The organism is Bacillus cereus group sp. MYBK216-1 (genome assembly GCF_051916495.1).
GTDB classification, from domain to species: Bacteria; Bacillota; Bacilli; order Bacillales; family Bacillaceae_G; genus Bacillus_A; species Bacillus_A thuringiensis_K.
Genome location: NZ_JBQAGT010000001.1, coordinates 582278 through 597844, shown reverse-complemented (window position 1 = coordinate 597844; position 15567 = coordinate 582278). Strand labels below are relative to the sequence as shown.

The following is a 15567-nucleotide window of genomic DNA, read 5'->3' as shown; positions in this document are numbered from 1 at the left end:
AACAATACCTAAGGATATTGTTGTTTCCATAGTTTTTTATAGAGGGAGTTCGCGAACCTCTCCCGCGCGGTGCACGGAATTTCTTCTTTCATTGACACAGCTTATTGTAACATATTGTATACTAGCGTAAAAATTTCTGATTTTTCGGTTATTTTTCATTTCATTTCTTTCATTTTATAGTATGATTAATTTAATATAAGAAGAGAGGGGGCATCCCACTGAAATCCTTTATTATTTATCTCTTTTTAAATATATTATTCATCCTGATTACAATGCTCGTATATCATTTATTTTGGAATCAAAAAGGGAAACGCTCTCCTAAATTAAATTCAGCTATATTTATTGTACTCTGTTGCCTCGCTACCGTACTCTGTATTACATTTGCAGCAAAAATAAATAATGGTTTTCAATTTGATATGCGCCATATTGTATTAATTGTCGGTACATTAACGGGAGGGCCTATTGCTGGTGGTTCTATCTTAGTTGTATTAAACATATATCGCTTATTATTAGGTGGGGTAGGTGTTTTCCCATCTCTTATCGGTTCTGTTCTTCTATTTATTGTTCTACTATTAACATATAAATTTTTCAATCGAACTTCTAATCGTATAAAAATAACACTTGCTATTATCTACAGTCTCACATACGGATTTAGTTGGATACCCTTCTTCCTTTCCAAGGTTACAAATAAGACTGATTATATACCGCATATTATTGTGTATGAGTTATGTTCAATGCTTGGTACAATCCTAATTTTATATTTACTACACATATTACAAACTCAAGTTCGTCTCCAAAACGAACTTATAAATGCTGAAAAGTTTCATTTAATTGGTGAAATGGCAGCATCTATCTCTCATGAAATTCGCAATCCATTAACTTCAACGAAAGGGTTTTTACAACTGTTACAATCAGATACATGCACTGAGCAGGAACGAAAATTATATATTGACATTGCCATTAACGGCATCGAACAAGCAAATCATGTTCTTACAGATTATTTAACCTTTGCCAAACCTAGCATTGAAAAAGAGCAAACATTACAGTTAGAAGAAGAATTACTACATGCATTGTCGTTAATTACACCGCTTGCTAATTTAACAAATGTACGTACTCATTATATAAAGCAAAGCACTTCTTTTTTTATCGCTGGAGAAAAGCAAAAACTAAATCAATGTTTATTAAATATTTTAAAAAATTGCATTGAGGCTATGCCAAAAGGCGGTGATCTTTATTTCACATTAGTTCCTGATCATAAGCATATTCAGTTATATATAAAAGATACAGGAGTCGGTATGGATTCGGAACAAGTAAAACGTCTTGGCTCTCCTTTTTATTCAACGAAAGAAAAAGGCACTGGACTTGGAATGATGGTCGTATTCAGTGTTGTTCAAGCTATGAATGGAAAAATTGATATTATAAGTGAAAAAGGAATCGGTACAACCTTTTTATTAACGTTTCCACTCATACAAAAAACGTGATGAAATACTCATCACGTTTTTTCTGTTCCTTCAACTAATTCAGCAAAAGCTTTCACTTTTCCGTGTGGTTGTTGATTTTCTTTACGTGCTTTCCAGGCGCGCTCTTCTTCTCGCTTCTTCTTAGACATGTTTTTTCAACTCCTTCTTTCCTTTCTCCATGTAGTATTCCAAAATAAGAAAGAAAACTATGCACGTATCAAAAAAGAAGTGGTTTCCCACTTCTTCCACTTTAGCGCTGCAAAATTGCATGTTTCGCCTCTTTTAACTGCGTAAGATGTCTTTGTTCATGCAAATCAAGAAATTGAACCCATTGATACAAATTCAGATCATTAAAAACAGGATGCTTTAATCCATTTTCAAATAGATTTTTTTCATCTATAACACTATGAAGTGCGTGTAATAGTTCTTGTCGTGAATGTTCTAGCAATTGAATTCCTTGCTGTTTTTTCATTAAAGTTTCTGTTGGTTGCATTTGCTGAGGAGCTTCTCGTTTATGTGTGCGATCAAGCGTAAGTTGGAGGTCTTTAAATGGAGTCATGTTTCTTTCATTTTTTTGTAAAGCATATACAAGGGCAGACGTGACAGATTGTTCAACTAAATGCAAGTGGTGTAAAATTTGAATAATACTCCATTTATCACGGCGTGGCTTTACATTCACTTCGGTGTCATTTAACATTTCAATTTCTGATAATAGCGTGCTTCGAGTAGACTGTAATGAGTTTACTAAACTTTCTAAACTTACATCCATATTAGATTGAAGCATACTTGTTCCCCCCTTTTGTTGGTCAAAAGAGGTGCTCCTTATTAGAAACACCCCTTTAGTATTCTGAATTTTCTTTTATTATCTCATCATTTTCCCATTATGTCGATGTTAAACATGTGAAAAAAAGTGCATGTTTTTTACAATTTTGTGTCGTCAATCGCATGTAACCATGCTTCAATTTCTATAATAACACTTTTCACACAGCCTTCGGCAAATGGTGATGTTAAATTTGCAACTTCTACTAATTCTAAGAACGATTTACTTCCACCTTGTTGGCACAGATTCACATAATCTTCCCACGCCTCTTGTCTATTATCTCTTGCACGTTTCCAAAATTGTAGCGCACAAATTTGAGCAAGCGTGTAATCAATATAATAGAACGGTGAGCTATAAATATGCCCTTGACGTTGCCAAAAACCACCGCGCTCTAAATAATCATTATCCTCATAATCACGATGTGGTAAATATTTCTTCTCTATGTTACGCCATGCTGTCTTACGCTCTTCAGGTGATGCTTCAGGATTTTCATATACATAATGTTGATATTCATCAACAGATACACCATAAGGTAAAAACAGAAGTGCTGAACTTAAGTGAGAGAAGTAATATTTATCTGCATCTTCTTCAAAGAATAGCTTCATCCATGGCCATGTAAAGAATTCCATACTCATAGAGTGAATTTCACATGCCTCATATGTTGGCCAATTATATTCTGGAATTTCAAATTTACGACTTTCATATACTTGAAAAGCATGACCCGCTTCATGTGTTAATACATCAATGTCACCAGATGTTCCATTGAAGTTTGAGAAAATAAATGGCGCTTTATAATTCTCAATATATGTACAATATCCGCCACCAGCTTTTCCTTTTTTCGCAACTAAATCTAATAAATCATTATCTAGCATGAAATTGAAAAATTCATCTGTTTCAGCCGATAACTCTTTATACATTGTCTTTCCATGATCAACAATCCAATCCGCATCTCCTTTTGGAGTTGGGTTACCTGTAGCAAACTCATAGTTTTCGTCGTAATAAGCTAACTTCTCTACACCGATACGTGCTTGTTGTCGCTTTCTTAATTCCGTTGTAACGGGAACGATATAATCCAGCACTTGCTGACGGTAATTAGCCACCATCTCCGCATTATAATCTGTACGGTACATTCTTGCATATCCAAGTTCAACAAAGTTTTTGAAACCTAAAGATTTTGCGATTTTCGTTCTCACTTTAACAAGCTCATCATAAATACGATCTAGTTCTTCCTCATTTCCAGCTAAAAATCCGTAGTATGCTTCACTTGCTGCTTTACGTTCCCTTCTTTCTTTTCCTTGCATAAACGGAATCAGTTGCGATAACGTTCTTTCTTCTCCAGCAAAGTCAATTTTTGCAGATGCTAATAACTGTGTATATTGCGATGATAATTTATTTTCTAATTGTAAATCTTTCACGACTTCATCTGAATATGTTTTTAAATCACATTCTGCTAGAGCAAATAATTGTTTTCCATAATACGCCTCTAATTCTTCACGAAATGGAGAATTAATGAGTGCCTTATAATATTTTGTACCATATCCTTGTACAACTGGAGAGAATTCATCAAAGAAATCCTGCTCCTCCTTATAAAAAGTATCCGTCGTATCAACAGAATGGCGAATGTAACAAAGGTTTCCCATTGTACCAAAATCGTTGCGAATTTCATTAATTGAATGAATGACTTGTTTTTGTTCTTCTACAGTTTTTGCGTTATCAAACTTCTCTAAAGCAACAGTAAATTTCTCTTTTAACTCTTCAATATTTGGGCGTTTATATTCATAGTCTTTAAATGACATGAACGAGCCTCCTCTCCATTACATACCTTTATTATAATTCAATACGTATTCTCGAATTCCCTCTTAATTTTCAACAAAATTCGGCAGTGACTGCCCTGAGTTCATTGCAAATAAAAAAGCCTTGGATTTACTTATCCAAAGCTCCTTTGGAACATATTATTTTTCATACTTCCCAATTTTTTTTAATAAATCAAGTAATTCATCTTTTTCATCTTTCGTTAACATTTCAAAAGACTGATGTATAACTTTCTCATGCCCCGGAAAAATAGAAGCAATAAAGGTCTCGCCAGACTCAGTTAATTGCGCGTAAATAACACGTCTGTCATTCGGACATGGGATTCTCTTTACTAATCCCTTTTTCTCCAGCTTATCTACAACATATGTAATGCTGCCACTAGCTATTAAAATGCGCTCACCAATTTGCTGAAGTGGTTGACCACCTTTATGATATAGCAGTTCTAATACAGCAAATTCAGTTGGATTTAACCCGTTACTTTGTATAGATTTATTTGTAGTATCCATAACAGAACGATGTACACGAGATAATGCAATAAATACTTTTAAAGATTGAGAAATATCTTCTCGTTCATTATTTGATGTCATACAACTTTCAACCCTTCACTTAAATTCTCAGCAATAAAAAGAAAATGCCACTTCATACTTCATGTGAATTCCGAATGAGCATTCACTCATTCATTTCCTCTCCCCTAATATATTAAGAATCATTCTTGAATAAAAACATGACAATTTTAACATAGTTTATATATAATGATAATAAAAAAAGAAGGAGTACCACATTTGAAAGTCAAATTCCAAAGCATAATTATATATATATTGCTTGTTATCCTACCGACAATAGGGATTGGTGCTACATTTTATTCGTATCATACATATAAAATGAAACAGGAAAACAAATTATCCGCTCATACAGTTCTCTTTTTATATAGAGATTATTTGGATCATCATCTTGGTGAAGCAATTTCTGCTTTAGACATGCTTGCAAAAGTTGTAGGCACCGAGACTGGTAATATAAATGGCATTAAACAAATTGTACATGATACAGATGGAAACGATGCACGCTTTTCTGGTCTATATTACGCTACACCAGAAGGAGTCATTACAATCGCATCTGAAGATGAATCAAAGCCTATAGATGTTTCAGACCGTAAATATATTCAAGACGTGCTCCAAACTAAAAAAACCACTGTATCATCAGTCATTACTGATCGCGTTCTTGGACATAAAGCTATTATGATTGCTGCTCCCATATTTAATAAACAGAAGGAGCTCTCAGGATTATTATTAGCTAGTTTACGCTTTGATTACATTTCATCTTCTTTAAATGCCATTAAACCACAATACCATTTTGAGGTAACTGATAAACATGATGTAGTTTTTCTAACCGATGATAATAACGACACAAGTGATACGCATTCTAATATGCTTACTACCCCACTCCAAAGATTAAATTGGAAGGTCTCTGTTTCTCCATTACCTATTCATCAAAAAACCTTATACCAGTGGGTTACAATAGAGTGTATCGCTACTTTATTTTTAATGTCTATTTTATTTTTACTTGTTCAATACATGTTGTTAAAACGTCAAACAAAACTTGAAAGACAACAAAATGAACTACAGAAAATTGAATTAGTTGGAACTTTTGCAGCGAGTACAGCACACGAAATCCGTAATCCTCTTACTGGAATTAAAGGACTCGTCGCTCTATTAAAAGAGAAATATAAAGATGAGCAAGATCAGTTCTACTTTTCCGTAATTGAACAAGAAATAGAGCGAATCAATGAAATTGTAAGTGAATTTCTTATTCTCGGAAAGCCAACCGCCATCATCGAACAAACATATGATGTAAGAACAATTCTAAATGAGATAGCATTAATTATTCAATCTGAGGCGAATTTACATAACATTGTATTCCATTTACATTTGCCAGACCATCCTGTTCATATCCGTTGTTCGAAAGACCATATGAAACAAGTGGTTTTAAACATTACAAAAAATGCAATTGAGGCCATGACTTCTAGTGATACACTAACCATTGTAGTAAAAAACAATGAAACACACGCACAATTGCAGATTACAGATACTGGAAAAGGGATTCCGCAACATATTCAAAAACACCTCTTTCATCCGTTCTTTACTAATAAAGATACTGGAACAGGTCTTGGACTTGTCATATGTAAACGAATTGTAGAGATGTATAATGGGCATATTTTTATTGACAGTACAGAAAACGAAGGAACGACAGTTCATATCGAAATTCCGTTACACATAGTATAATTATCCTTATCCTATAAGGGTAATTATACTTATTTCATAAAACCAGCCACAAGCATTCGCCAAAAATTATTTGATTTTCCTTCATACCCGATTTGGAAAATAGGTATTTTTATAATTGAAAACCATTTCGGTGTTTGTTTGTCTTTATAACATTGATATTGTAAAATAAGCTTGTCCAATTCTTGACTAACTTGAATTGTCTCCCTACTATTTAACCCACTTGTTAATCCTAGTTGAATCATTTCTTCACGTTTCATATGAATATCACGTGAAAGCTTTTCTAATGTGTACTTCCTTTTTACAGTAAACATCCATATCCCCCTTATTATACTTCCATGCTCTTAACTTCACTTCTCCATTGACTTTTTTAACTACTTAATCATATGCAAATTTGAAGAATCAGAAATTTTAACATTTTCTCCCTGTAATTTACAAATCTTTACCCTCACTTTGAGAATTATTACAAATTATTCTATCTTTGTAAATACATTCGCAATAATAGACATTTTTTTCATCTTGTTTTTTTATAAATTCTACGTAAACCGGGGATTCTTAATTTTCCACCTACTTTTCTTCGACATTTTTTGTTTAATTTATATAAAAAAGCAAAACATAATGATGATTGATAAAGTGAAACTTTAATCAGTGTTTTTTGTTCAGCCCCCACTGATTATTAGCATTCACCAATCGGGTAGGCAGTGAATCTCCCACCTATCCAGCCCAATGTTGAGGTGGGAGTCTTACTACCACAAATAGCGGGATAACAATAGAAAGGAAATATTTATATGCGAAAATATACGATTGCATTATTCATCATTGTTTTGTTTTTACCGTCCTTCTTATTTCCTATTCAAGCAAATGCTCATACGAATAAAGTTGCTATTGTCATTGATGATTTCGGTAATAATATGAAGGGGACTAATCAAATGTTATCACTTCCCATTCCACTCACTGTTGCTGTTATGCCGTTTCTTCCTTCCACAAAAGAAGATGCAATAGCTGCCCATAAGAAAGGCCATGAAGTTATTATACATATGCCAATGGAACCTATAAAAGGCAAAAAAGAATGGCTTGGGCCAAAAGCAATTACAACTGATTTAAGTGATGAAGAAATAAACAACCGACTTGAACAAGCGATTCAAGAAGTACCGCATGCAATTGGAATGAACAATCATATGGGCTCAAAAGTAACAGCGGATGAAAGAATTGTTCGCCTTATACTTGCTGCTTGTAAAAAACACGGTTTATTTTACTTAGATAGTAAAACTAACCCTAATAGTGTCGTCCCAAAAATCGGAAAAGAATTAGGAGTTCCTATTATTGAAAACCAACTATTTTTTGATGATGTGTATACAGCAAGGCATATTTCAAAACAAGCCCAATTACTCATCAAAAAAATTCAAGAAAAACCTATTATGGTAGCTATCGGGCATGTGGGTCCTCCAGGTGAAATTACATCACGCGTTATTGAAACTTCTATCCCTAAAATTCGTGAGCATGCAGACTTTATTTTCTTATCTGATCTAGCATTATCCCCGCCTCCTGTTTCAAAATAAAGTTCATTACTCACATAAAGTGAAACTTTAATTAGCCCTCACCAATCGGGCTTTTACGGGCAACACCCGCCCACCTAACTTCTTTGCTTTCACCAAATTTTGAGACATGGATTTTACTGCCCACAAATAGCGGGACAAAAAAGTACCTATCTATATATAACAGATAGGTACTTTTCTTTTTAACTTAAATATAATCTACGTGACTCACTCTGAATCCTTTTTTCTCTATTTTTCCGATTAATTGCTTTAATTTTGTTTCATCTAACTCATCTGATATATTTACAATAACGCGGCGGATATATTGATCACCGTTATCTAGCGTAAATAGGCCACCAATATTATATGCTTTTAACAATGTACCAAGCTCTTTAATCGTTCCTTTACAATCTTGTGTTGCAATTGTTAATATATAACCACCTGTTCGCATACCAAATGAATCTTCAATAACATCAAATATATTCGAATGCGTTAACATACCAACAAATTCATTATAATCATTTAGCACGGCTAAAAACGGAAGCCGACGAATTACATAAAAAGCTCTGAAGAAGGAATCCTTTTCAAAAATAAATGCATTAGAATCAGCGAGCATATCTCCTGCACTTACATGCTCTAATCCGCTATTGCATTTTTTTTCTAATAAATCTACTTTATAAATAATCCCCGTGAATTTCTTCTCATCTTCTGCTAATACTGGGATGGCTCGAAATCCCGTTTCGTTCATCATTTGCAGTGCCTCTTCACCAGAATCATTTATCTTGCAAAATGTTACTTGCTGTTTTGGCAGAAAATGATATTTAACTCGCAAAATATGTTCCTCCTTACATGTCAACATGTAATCTATATATAATAAGGAGACCTATATTTTATGAGTGAAATTATTTTTAAAACGCTTTCATTTATTATTAACTTGTAGCCATGTCACATCCATTTTTATATAACAGAGCTCCTTGCACCCTTAATCATTAATAACTTTACATGATAGTTCATTAAATATTCTATACCCTCTAACCATTTTTTCGCTTCTTCTGGCGTTTTTCCCCACACAATCATGCCATAATTATGAACAAGAACTACCCCTCCACCTTCAATGAAATTCGGAACATTGCTTTCTAATAAATCAGCGAATTTTTTTTCATCTTCTACAATTGGAATTGTCATTTCTGTTATACCTTCTTTTCCGAAAACACGCTCCACACTGCGTTTATCGAACGTTACTTCTCCTTCTTCCCCATATAACTCTGATATTAAATGACTATCTACAGTCTGCACTTGTAAAATACATCCTGCACTACTTTTTTTATAAATATCCGCATGCATAAATGACTCTGCAGCTGGTTTTTCTTCATTTTCAAATACTGACTCGCACATGCAATTTACGACAATAAAATCTTCTTCCGAAAATAGCCCTTTATCTCTTCCCTCAACGTTTACTAAAAATGTTAACGGCTCTTTTGACGTACATAGCGATAAGCTAATTTTGGTACCATAAAACCAATCACGAAGTGCCAATTCAGATTTCACATCTTTTAATTCATTCCATTTCTTCAGAAAAAATAACATTTCGTCACCCCCGGCATAATATTCATATAAGGTTCGAATCCTTTCTATGTAAAAGGAGTATTTTTTGATTATTCTAAAAATTTAATTGAATTATCACATGAGAACGCTTTTTTGTCAATATAGTTTCGTCGTTCTTCTTTAAAATAGGCTATTCATATGTCTATACTCCTATCTATTTCCTATTTCATTTTGTACATAAAAAATGCGCTATTCTTTAATTAAAGAATAGCGCATTCTCCTCATTTTTTATTTCTTTATTGCATTATATAAAAATTGCGCATATTGTTCACGTGTTACGAAATTATCTCCTAAAAAATTCCCTTCCCCGTCACCTTTTGATATTTTATTATCTACTAAAGCTTTCACATACCCTTTCGCCCAATGGTCATTTGGTATATCTTGAAAATTCTCTGTACTATTTTCATTTTCTTTTAACTGAAATACTCTTTGTAGTACTACTGACATTTCATATCGAGTTAATACTCCATCCGGACGGAACATACCATTTCCATATCCTGTCATAATTCCAGCTTGAACCACTGCATCAATAGCCGTTTCATACATATTTCCTTTCGTATCTGTAAATGCCGTTTTTGGTTCTAGATTATTTTCTAATTTTAAATACCTTTGTATTAGAAGTGCTACTTGTCCACGAGTAATGTTATCACCAAATCCAAATTCACCATTTCCATAGCCTATAAATAATTTTTCTTTCGCTAAGTAATTAATTGCTTCTTCTGACCAATGTCCCTTTGGTACATCTTTAAATTCTACCACTTCTGTTTTCTCATCTTCTTTAGATGTATTACCGTCTTTACTTTCTACTACATTTTGAATAACAGATCCTGTAAAGAAGATTCCTGTATCCGCGAATGGATCTTTCACACCAAATTCATATACTTTCTCACCTGGTGTACTCCATTTCACTACACCATTACTATACGTACCATTATCGCTCTTCAGACGGATTTTCGTAGAAACCTCACCATCTTTTTCATATACAGGTACTTTTACTTCTTTATTTACTTCTGTTTCCTCTAAAAATACTTTTTGATTTTGGACATTAATATAAGCCGTCTTACTTAGTTCTATAACTGGTCGGACATCACGGATTTCATTTGCAACAAAACTTAGAAATATTAATTTTTTCAAATTGCTAACTGGTGATAAGTCTGAAATATAATTCGCTTCTAAATCAAGCTTTTGTAAGTTTACTAAACTTGATAATGGAGTAATATCTTTTAATTCATTATTAGGTAAATCTAATTCTGTAAGCTGAGTCATTTTAGTAAGTGGTGTCACATCTTTAATTTGATTTTTCCCGACAAATAATTTATTTAATTGCTTCATTTCATCAATACCCGATAAATCTTTAACATTATTACGCGTTAATACTAAGTCTTTTAAAGGTAATGAATATAACGGTTTAATATCTTCAATTTGATTACCTGCTAAAGTTAAGTATGTTACATTTTTCAAAGCGCTTAATGGAGCAACGTTCTTAATTTTATTATTTGCTAAATTCAAGTAATCTAGTTGTTCCATTTTCGCTAATGCTGTTACATCTTCTATTTGGTTGCCTGATAGATATAAACTTTTTACATTTTTCATTTCAGTTAGTGGTGCAACGTTTGTAATTTTATTATTACTTAAATCAAGGGATTCTAAATTATCCATCTTAACAAGTGGCGTTACATCTGCAAATTCATTACCACGCAAAGCTAAATGATTTAATTGCTTTAAGTTCGCAAAGAACGACGGATCTTTTATCTTCGCATTCGCAACTGTTAAAGATTTTAAATTTGGCATATATTTTAATGCACTATAATCAAGTATCTCATTTGTATTTAAAAACAAATCCTTTACTTGTAATAACTCATCTTTCGTAATTGGTGTATTTAAATCTTTTCTATTAAATACTTTTTTATTAACAAGCTCTCTTAATTTGTTATCTGTTATCATATTTTGATTATCAACTGGATTATCCGTTTCCGTATTGCCTGAATTAGAGTTATCATCTGGTTTCTCTGTTTCTTTGTTACCTACAGTTGGATCTTTAATTTCAAATTGAACTTGATATTTGTGATCATATCCAATAGCCGGAATAAGTATATGCATTTGCATATTGTTCTTCTTCTCAAACTCGCCAATTTCAAATTGAACTACTTTCGTTCCATTCTTCCTCTTATCTTCTGACAAAACTTTCACATCATGAAATACACCTGGCTGGTTTCTATCTTCTATTCTAAGATATTGAAAATAATCGCTATCTTGCATTGTTACAGTGACAACTTTTTTGCCAGCTGCAATCGTTACTTTAGGATCTTTTATATATTGAGAAACCATAGATGGCTCGTCTTTTTGGTCCTTATATATTTTAATCTCAGTATCATACGTGCGATCACTCGCTGCTGCTACCGATTGATTTGCTTCAACTTTTAATGCCGCTAATGCTGGAGTAGAGTACGTAGCAAATGGAATTGCTAATGTTGTCGCTACTACTAGCGCCTTCATATAATTTTTTTTCAAAATAATATCCCCTATCATATATAATTTTCTTAATTGATAATACTTATCAATTACTCACAAATAAATGATAATGAATATCATTATCATTGTCAATGAGAATATTACATTAAATTTATATTTTTAAAGATAAAAATAAAAAAACCCCTTTATTCAAAGGGATTTTTTACCTATCGTATGAAGAATTTCACTTTTTTCCTTCTCATTGATGACACCGATTTTTTGCAAAATATTCGCGTACAATACAAGTTTATTATATATTCGTTCTGACATGTTCTCCCTTCTTTCCTTCGACCAACTTTTTTTGTATTGGTAAATTATATGAAAGAGGTGAGAAAATGTGTCCACTTTTTGCATAAATGCAAATCTTTTATTTTACGATTTGCAGACAATAAAACTCCTTCCTAAAAATTAGGCGGGTGTTTATGTGCTTTCACTGTATTTAACAAACTGTCCACTGAATATTATGCTTCATAAGTTCTTCTTCAAAGCTATATGGCATTTTTTTATCACAAATTACGTGTTGAATACGCGAAATTGCTGCTATACGATAATTCCCTTTCACGCCTACCTTCGTATGATCACATAAAATATATGTTTTCTCAGCTAATTTCATCATCGCCTCTGACAGTTTCGCCTTTTCCAATTCAAAACTAGAAACTCCAAAACTAGGTAATAATCCATCAATCGAAACAAATGCTTTATGAAAATGGAATTGCTGGATGACTTGCTGCGAAATAGATCCTGATACGCGTGAATGCTTTGGAGATACTTTCCCACCAATAAATAAAACTTCACCGTGAAACATCTTTTTATTAATAGAAGAAATTAATTGTGTCGCTACTGGAAATGAACTTGTTACAATCGTTAAATTTTTACGATGTACAAGATATGGCACCATTTGAAGTGGTGTACTTCCGTCATCAATTGCAATCACATCTCCATCTTCCACAAACGTTGCTGCTTTATACCCAATTCTCTTCTTCTCTTCTATATGCAGCATCTCTCGTTCTAACATTGGTGCCTCTACTCCAGCGCCTGGAAGTTGAACAGCTCCACCATACACTTTTTTCAGCTTCTTTTCACGATCTAATTCTTCTAAATATCGACGAATCGTTTCTGTTGATACAGCAAATTCTCTCGCTAATTCTGAAACCTTTACTTTCCCTTTAAATTCTACCTTTTCAAGAATGGTTCGCTTTCTTTCTTCTCCTACTACAGACATAGCTTCACCCCATTTATATCTCCCTCATAAACTTCCTTACTTATACAAAGTTATAATTTTCTTTGTAAGTAGCAACTTCTTCATGAATATGAATACCACGCTTTGCTAGCTCATCAAAAATCAATTGTGGATTTTCAAAGGCTTCTTCAGGCGTAACAACACCCACCCTATTTACATTTCCATTTGCAATTAACTCTGCAGCAATCCCAAATGGAATACCGACGTTTCTCGTATACGCTCTTAATTTTTCCCATCCTACAACAGAACCATCAGATAACGGGTGTGTATGATATAACACATGTCTTTGCTTCTCATTATTTTTCATACCTATTACTTCTACATGAAGTGCATATCCATAAAGCTCTGTTTCTTGTCCTTCTTTCGATTGTAATAAATACTGCGAAATACAATCCATAATACCTATTTCTTTCCCGTTTATTTCAATCTGATCATTACGCAATATGCCGTAATCATATAAAGCACGTACAAGTTGCATATTTTGCTTTGGCCAAGTTCCTCTCGTCTCTATCAGTTTGACACCTTTATTTTCTAGTGCCTTTGCTAACGTAATCGTTTCAGAATGCGGAATGATATACTGCGTTGCCTTACCATAAGGCGCTGGCAATTCTATTTCTCTCGGACGCGCAAACGGAAGTACTTGTTTAAATTCACCATCTTCATACACTATACGCGATGGTAAATGTGGATCATATTCATATGTCGTTGTCTCTGTAATTGAAGCAGAAAAAGCAATCGGACGATACGAACCGTGACTTACACGGACGGACTCTACAGTATCCAGTTGATTTGCTGCATGCATTGCCATCATTTGCGTTACACCTGGCGTCATGCCAAATCCAGGTAAACATGTTTTTTCATTTTGAACAAATATAGCATGCGATTCATTTTCTTCACCAAATCCATTTAAGTTCACACCGTGACAGCCTGCTTCTGCAATACAGCGAGTCGACAATCCGTTTAGTTTTATCGTCGTACCGTCCATTACAATGTCATAACCAATCATTTTTGCAACCGTATCCTCGTGATTCGTTACATCTACTTTTACAAAATCAACACGAGGGTCGTTGAGCCATTCTACTACTTTACGGCCCTCTACCTCGTTAAAATCAGCTACAGTAATCGTCTCAAAAGATGAAAATTGAACTAAATCCAAAATAGCTTCGCGACAAATTTTACCTGCTCCACCTAAGCAAAATACTTTCACCCAATAACAGCTCCTTTAGCAATACTATCAACTAAGCGATTAATATCTTCTTCATGTACATCACCGATATTTCCAATGCGAAACGTATCTACTTTCGAAATTTTTCCAGGGTAAATAACAAATCCATAACGCTTTAATTCGTTATATAACTGTTGAAACTCAAACCCCTCTTTTGGATAAATGAAAGATGTAATAATAGGAGATTGATATTCCTCATCTACTAGTGGCTTAAATCCGATTTCTCCCATTCTATTTACTAGTAGTTTTTGATTGTTGTAATATCGATTGTAACGCGCTCTTACTCCTCCCTCTTTTTCTAGTTCAAGTAGTGCTTGATAAAAAGCATGTACAACATGTGTAGGTGAAGTAAAACGCCATTTCCCATTTTGTTTTTCCATCGTTTCCCATTGATCATATAAATCAAGAGATAAAGAGCGTCCTTGCCCTTTACACTTCAATAATTCATCACGTTTTGCGATTACAAATCCGAATCCAGGAACCCCTTGAATACACTTATTCGCACTACTAATTAAAAAATCAATTTGTAAATCAGCAATGTCTATTTCAATCCCGCCGAAACTACTCATCGCATCAACAATTGTAACCTTTCCATACTGTTGTCCTAATTTACATACATCTACAATTGGATTTATAATTCCTGTCGTCGTTTCACAATGAACAACTGCAATATGTGTAATCTCTTTATCTTCTTGCAATAACTTTTCTACTTCTACAATATTAGTAGGTTCCCACTCTTCTGTTTGACTGATCACTACATCAATCTGTAACATCTCTGCCATTTGAACAATGCGCTTACCGTACGCACCATTTGTACAAACGAGGAGCTTCCCATTTCCCGGAATAACAGAACCAATTACTGCTTCAACTGAAAACGTACCGCTTCCTTGCATTAACACTGTTGTATATTTCTCTTCCTCCTTCGTCGCTAACGATACAAGTTTAGCTCTTACTTCTTGCACCATCGTATTATATTCATCATCCCACGTACACCAATCGTATAGCATAACTTCTTTTACTGATTTTGTTGTCGTTAATGGTCCTGGTGTTAATAATAAGTAGTGATTTTCATTCATGATCCCG

General features: G+C 33.7%; 14 protein-coding genes and 1 riboswitch. Of the genes, 3 read left to right on the top strand and 11 right to left on the bottom strand.

Features of this window, described 5'->3' with window-relative positions:
- Nucleotides 1–22: 22 nt before the first annotated feature.
- Nucleotides 23–66, bottom strand: a riboswitch (PreQ1 riboswitch).
- Between the two features lie 206 nt (nucleotides 67–272).
- Nucleotides 273–1481, top strand: coding sequence for a sporulation sensor histidine kinase KinB (gene kinB, locus ACTFRH_RS03150; protein ID WP_002163901.1), 1209 nt, complete (start codon nucleotides 273–275; stop codon nucleotides 1479–1481).
- Nucleotides 1482–1492: 11 nt separating this feature from the next.
- On the opposite strand, the gene ACTFRH_RS03145 is transcribed toward kinB, so the two are convergent.
- The 4 genes from ACTFRH_RS03145 to ACTFRH_RS03130 all read right to left on the bottom strand — a co-directional run bounded on the left by ACTFRH_RS03145 (nucleotide 1493) and on the right by ACTFRH_RS03130 (nucleotide 4679).
- Entirely contained in the window at nucleotides 1493–1609 is a 117-nt protein-coding gene (locus ACTFRH_RS03145) for a DUF6254 family protein (protein WP_000038355.1), read from the bottom strand.
- Nucleotides 1610–1710: 101 nt separating this feature from the next.
- The gene (locus ACTFRH_RS03140) at nucleotides 1711–2244 is read right to left on the bottom strand and encodes a DinB family protein (RefSeq protein ID WP_440048769.1); all 534 of its coding nucleotides are present in this window, start codon (nucleotides 2242–2244) and stop codon (nucleotides 1711–1713) included.
- A gap of 137 nt (nucleotides 2245–2381) precedes the next feature.
- Nucleotides 2382–4076: a M3 family oligoendopeptidase gene (locus ACTFRH_RS03135; RefSeq protein WP_000008570.1), complete on the bottom strand. Its 1695-nt coding sequence runs from the start codon at nucleotides 4074–4076 to the stop codon at nucleotides 2382–2384.
- A 156-nt stretch (nucleotides 4077–4232) separates the two neighbouring features.
- Nucleotides 4233–4679, bottom strand: a complete 447-nt coding sequence (locus ACTFRH_RS03130; protein ID WP_000203347.1) for a MarR family winged helix-turn-helix transcriptional regulator — start codon at nucleotides 4677–4679, stop codon at nucleotides 4233–4235.
- A 195-nt stretch (nucleotides 4680–4874) separates the two neighbouring features.
- Here ACTFRH_RS03130 and ACTFRH_RS03125 point away from each other — a divergent pair, with 195 nt between their 5' ends.
- Entirely contained in the window at nucleotides 4875–6371 is a 1497-nt protein-coding gene (locus tag ACTFRH_RS03125; protein WP_000865055.1) for a DUF3149 domain-containing protein, read from the top strand.
- 29 nt (nucleotides 6372–6400) lie between these two features.
- Here ACTFRH_RS03125 and ACTFRH_RS03120 read toward each other — a convergent pair whose 3' ends face one another.
- Nucleotides 6401–6682 (bottom strand): aspartyl-phosphate phosphatase Spo0E family protein, encoded by a 282-nt coding sequence (locus ACTFRH_RS03120; RefSeq protein WP_000495534.1) that lies wholly within the window; start codon nucleotides 6680–6682, stop codon nucleotides 6401–6403.
- Nucleotides 6683–7156: 474 nt separating this feature from the next.
- Here ACTFRH_RS03120 and ACTFRH_RS03115 point away from each other — a divergent pair, with 474 nt between their 5' ends.
- Complete coding sequence (locus ACTFRH_RS03115) at nucleotides 7157–7927, top strand: divergent polysaccharide deacetylase family protein (protein ID WP_001234108.1); 771 nt, start codon at nucleotides 7157–7159, stop codon at nucleotides 7925–7927.
- 184 nt (nucleotides 7928–8111) lie between these two features.
- Here ACTFRH_RS03115 and cbpA read toward each other — a convergent pair whose 3' ends face one another.
- The 6 genes from cbpA to phnW all read right to left on the bottom strand — a co-directional run bounded on the left by cbpA (nucleotide 8112) and on the right by phnW (nucleotide 15560).
- Nucleotides 8112–8735 carry a cyclic di-AMP binding protein CbpA gene (cbpA, locus tag ACTFRH_RS03110; RefSeq protein WP_001264205.1) on the bottom strand — a complete coding sequence of 208 codons (624 nt, stop codon included), beginning with the start codon at nucleotides 8733–8735 and terminating at the stop codon, nucleotides 8112–8114.
- 125 nt (nucleotides 8736–8860) lie between these two features.
- The gene (locus ACTFRH_RS03105) at nucleotides 8861–9490 is read right to left on the bottom strand and encodes a class II aldolase/adducin family protein (RefSeq protein ID WP_000896006.1); all 630 of its coding nucleotides are present in this window, start codon (nucleotides 9488–9490) and stop codon (nucleotides 8861–8863) included.
- 246 nt (nucleotides 9491–9736) lie between these two features.
- On the bottom strand, nucleotides 9737–12019 hold the full coding sequence (locus tag ACTFRH_RS03100; protein ID WP_000742636.1) for an NEAT domain-containing leucine-rich repeat protein: 2283 nt from the start codon (nucleotides 12017–12019) through the stop codon (nucleotides 9737–9739).
- 439 nt (nucleotides 12020–12458) lie between these two features.
- Nucleotides 12459–13241: a DeoR/GlpR family DNA-binding transcription regulator gene (locus ACTFRH_RS03095; RefSeq protein ID WP_000117668.1), complete on the bottom strand. Its 783-nt coding sequence runs from the start codon at nucleotides 13239–13241 to the stop codon at nucleotides 12459–12461.
- Between the two features lie 40 nt (nucleotides 13242–13281).
- Nucleotides 13282–14466 (bottom strand): saccharopine dehydrogenase family protein, encoded by a 1185-nt coding sequence (locus ACTFRH_RS03090; RefSeq protein ID WP_000862177.1) that lies wholly within the window; start codon nucleotides 14464–14466, stop codon nucleotides 13282–13284.
- Entirely contained in the window at nucleotides 14463–15560 is a 1098-nt protein-coding gene (phnW, locus tag ACTFRH_RS03085) for a 2-aminoethylphosphonate--pyruvate transaminase (protein ID WP_001004777.1), read from the bottom strand. The genes ACTFRH_RS03090 and phnW overlap by 4 nt, the downstream gene beginning before the upstream one ends.
- Between the last annotated feature and the right edge of the window lie 7 nt (nucleotides 15561–15567).

Bases quoted from the DNA above. Each gene is read 5' to 3' on its own strand.
- kinB (WP_002163901.1), top strand. From the start codon at position 273: ATGCTCGTATATCATTTATTTTGGAATCAAAAAGGGAAACGCTCTCCT.
- ACTFRH_RS03145 (WP_000038355.1), bottom strand. From the start codon at position 1,609: ATGTCTAAGAAGAAGCGAGAAGAAGAGCGCGCCTGGAAAGCACGTAAA.
- ACTFRH_RS03140 (WP_440048769.1), bottom strand. From the start codon at position 2,244: ATGCTTCAATCTAATATGGATGTAAGTTTAGAAAGTTTAGTAAACTCA.
- ACTFRH_RS03135 (WP_000008570.1), bottom strand. From the start codon at position 4,076: ATGTCATTTAAAGACTATGAATATAAACGCCCAAATATTGAAGAGTTA.
- ACTFRH_RS03130 (WP_000203347.1), bottom strand. From the start codon at position 4,679: ATGACATCAAATAATGAACGAGAAGATATTTCTCAATCTTTAAAAGTA.
- ACTFRH_RS03120 (WP_000495534.1), bottom strand. From the start codon at position 6,682: ATGTTTACTGTAAAAAGGAAGTACACATTAGAAAAGCTTTCACGTGAT.
- ACTFRH_RS03115 (WP_001234108.1), top strand. From the start codon at position 7,157: ATGCGAAAATATACGATTGCATTATTCATCATTGTTTTGTTTTTACCG.
- ACTFRH_RS03105 (WP_000896006.1), bottom strand. From the start codon at position 9,490: ATGTTATTTTTTCTGAAGAAATGGAATGAATTAAAAGATGTGAAATCT.
- ACTFRH_RS03095 (WP_000117668.1), bottom strand. From the start codon at position 13,241: ATGTCTGTAGTAGGAGAAGAAAGAAAGCGAACCATTCTTGAAAAGGTA.
- phnW (WP_001004777.1), bottom strand. From the start codon at position 15,560: ATGAATGAAAATCACTACTTATTATTAACACCAGGACCATTAACGACA.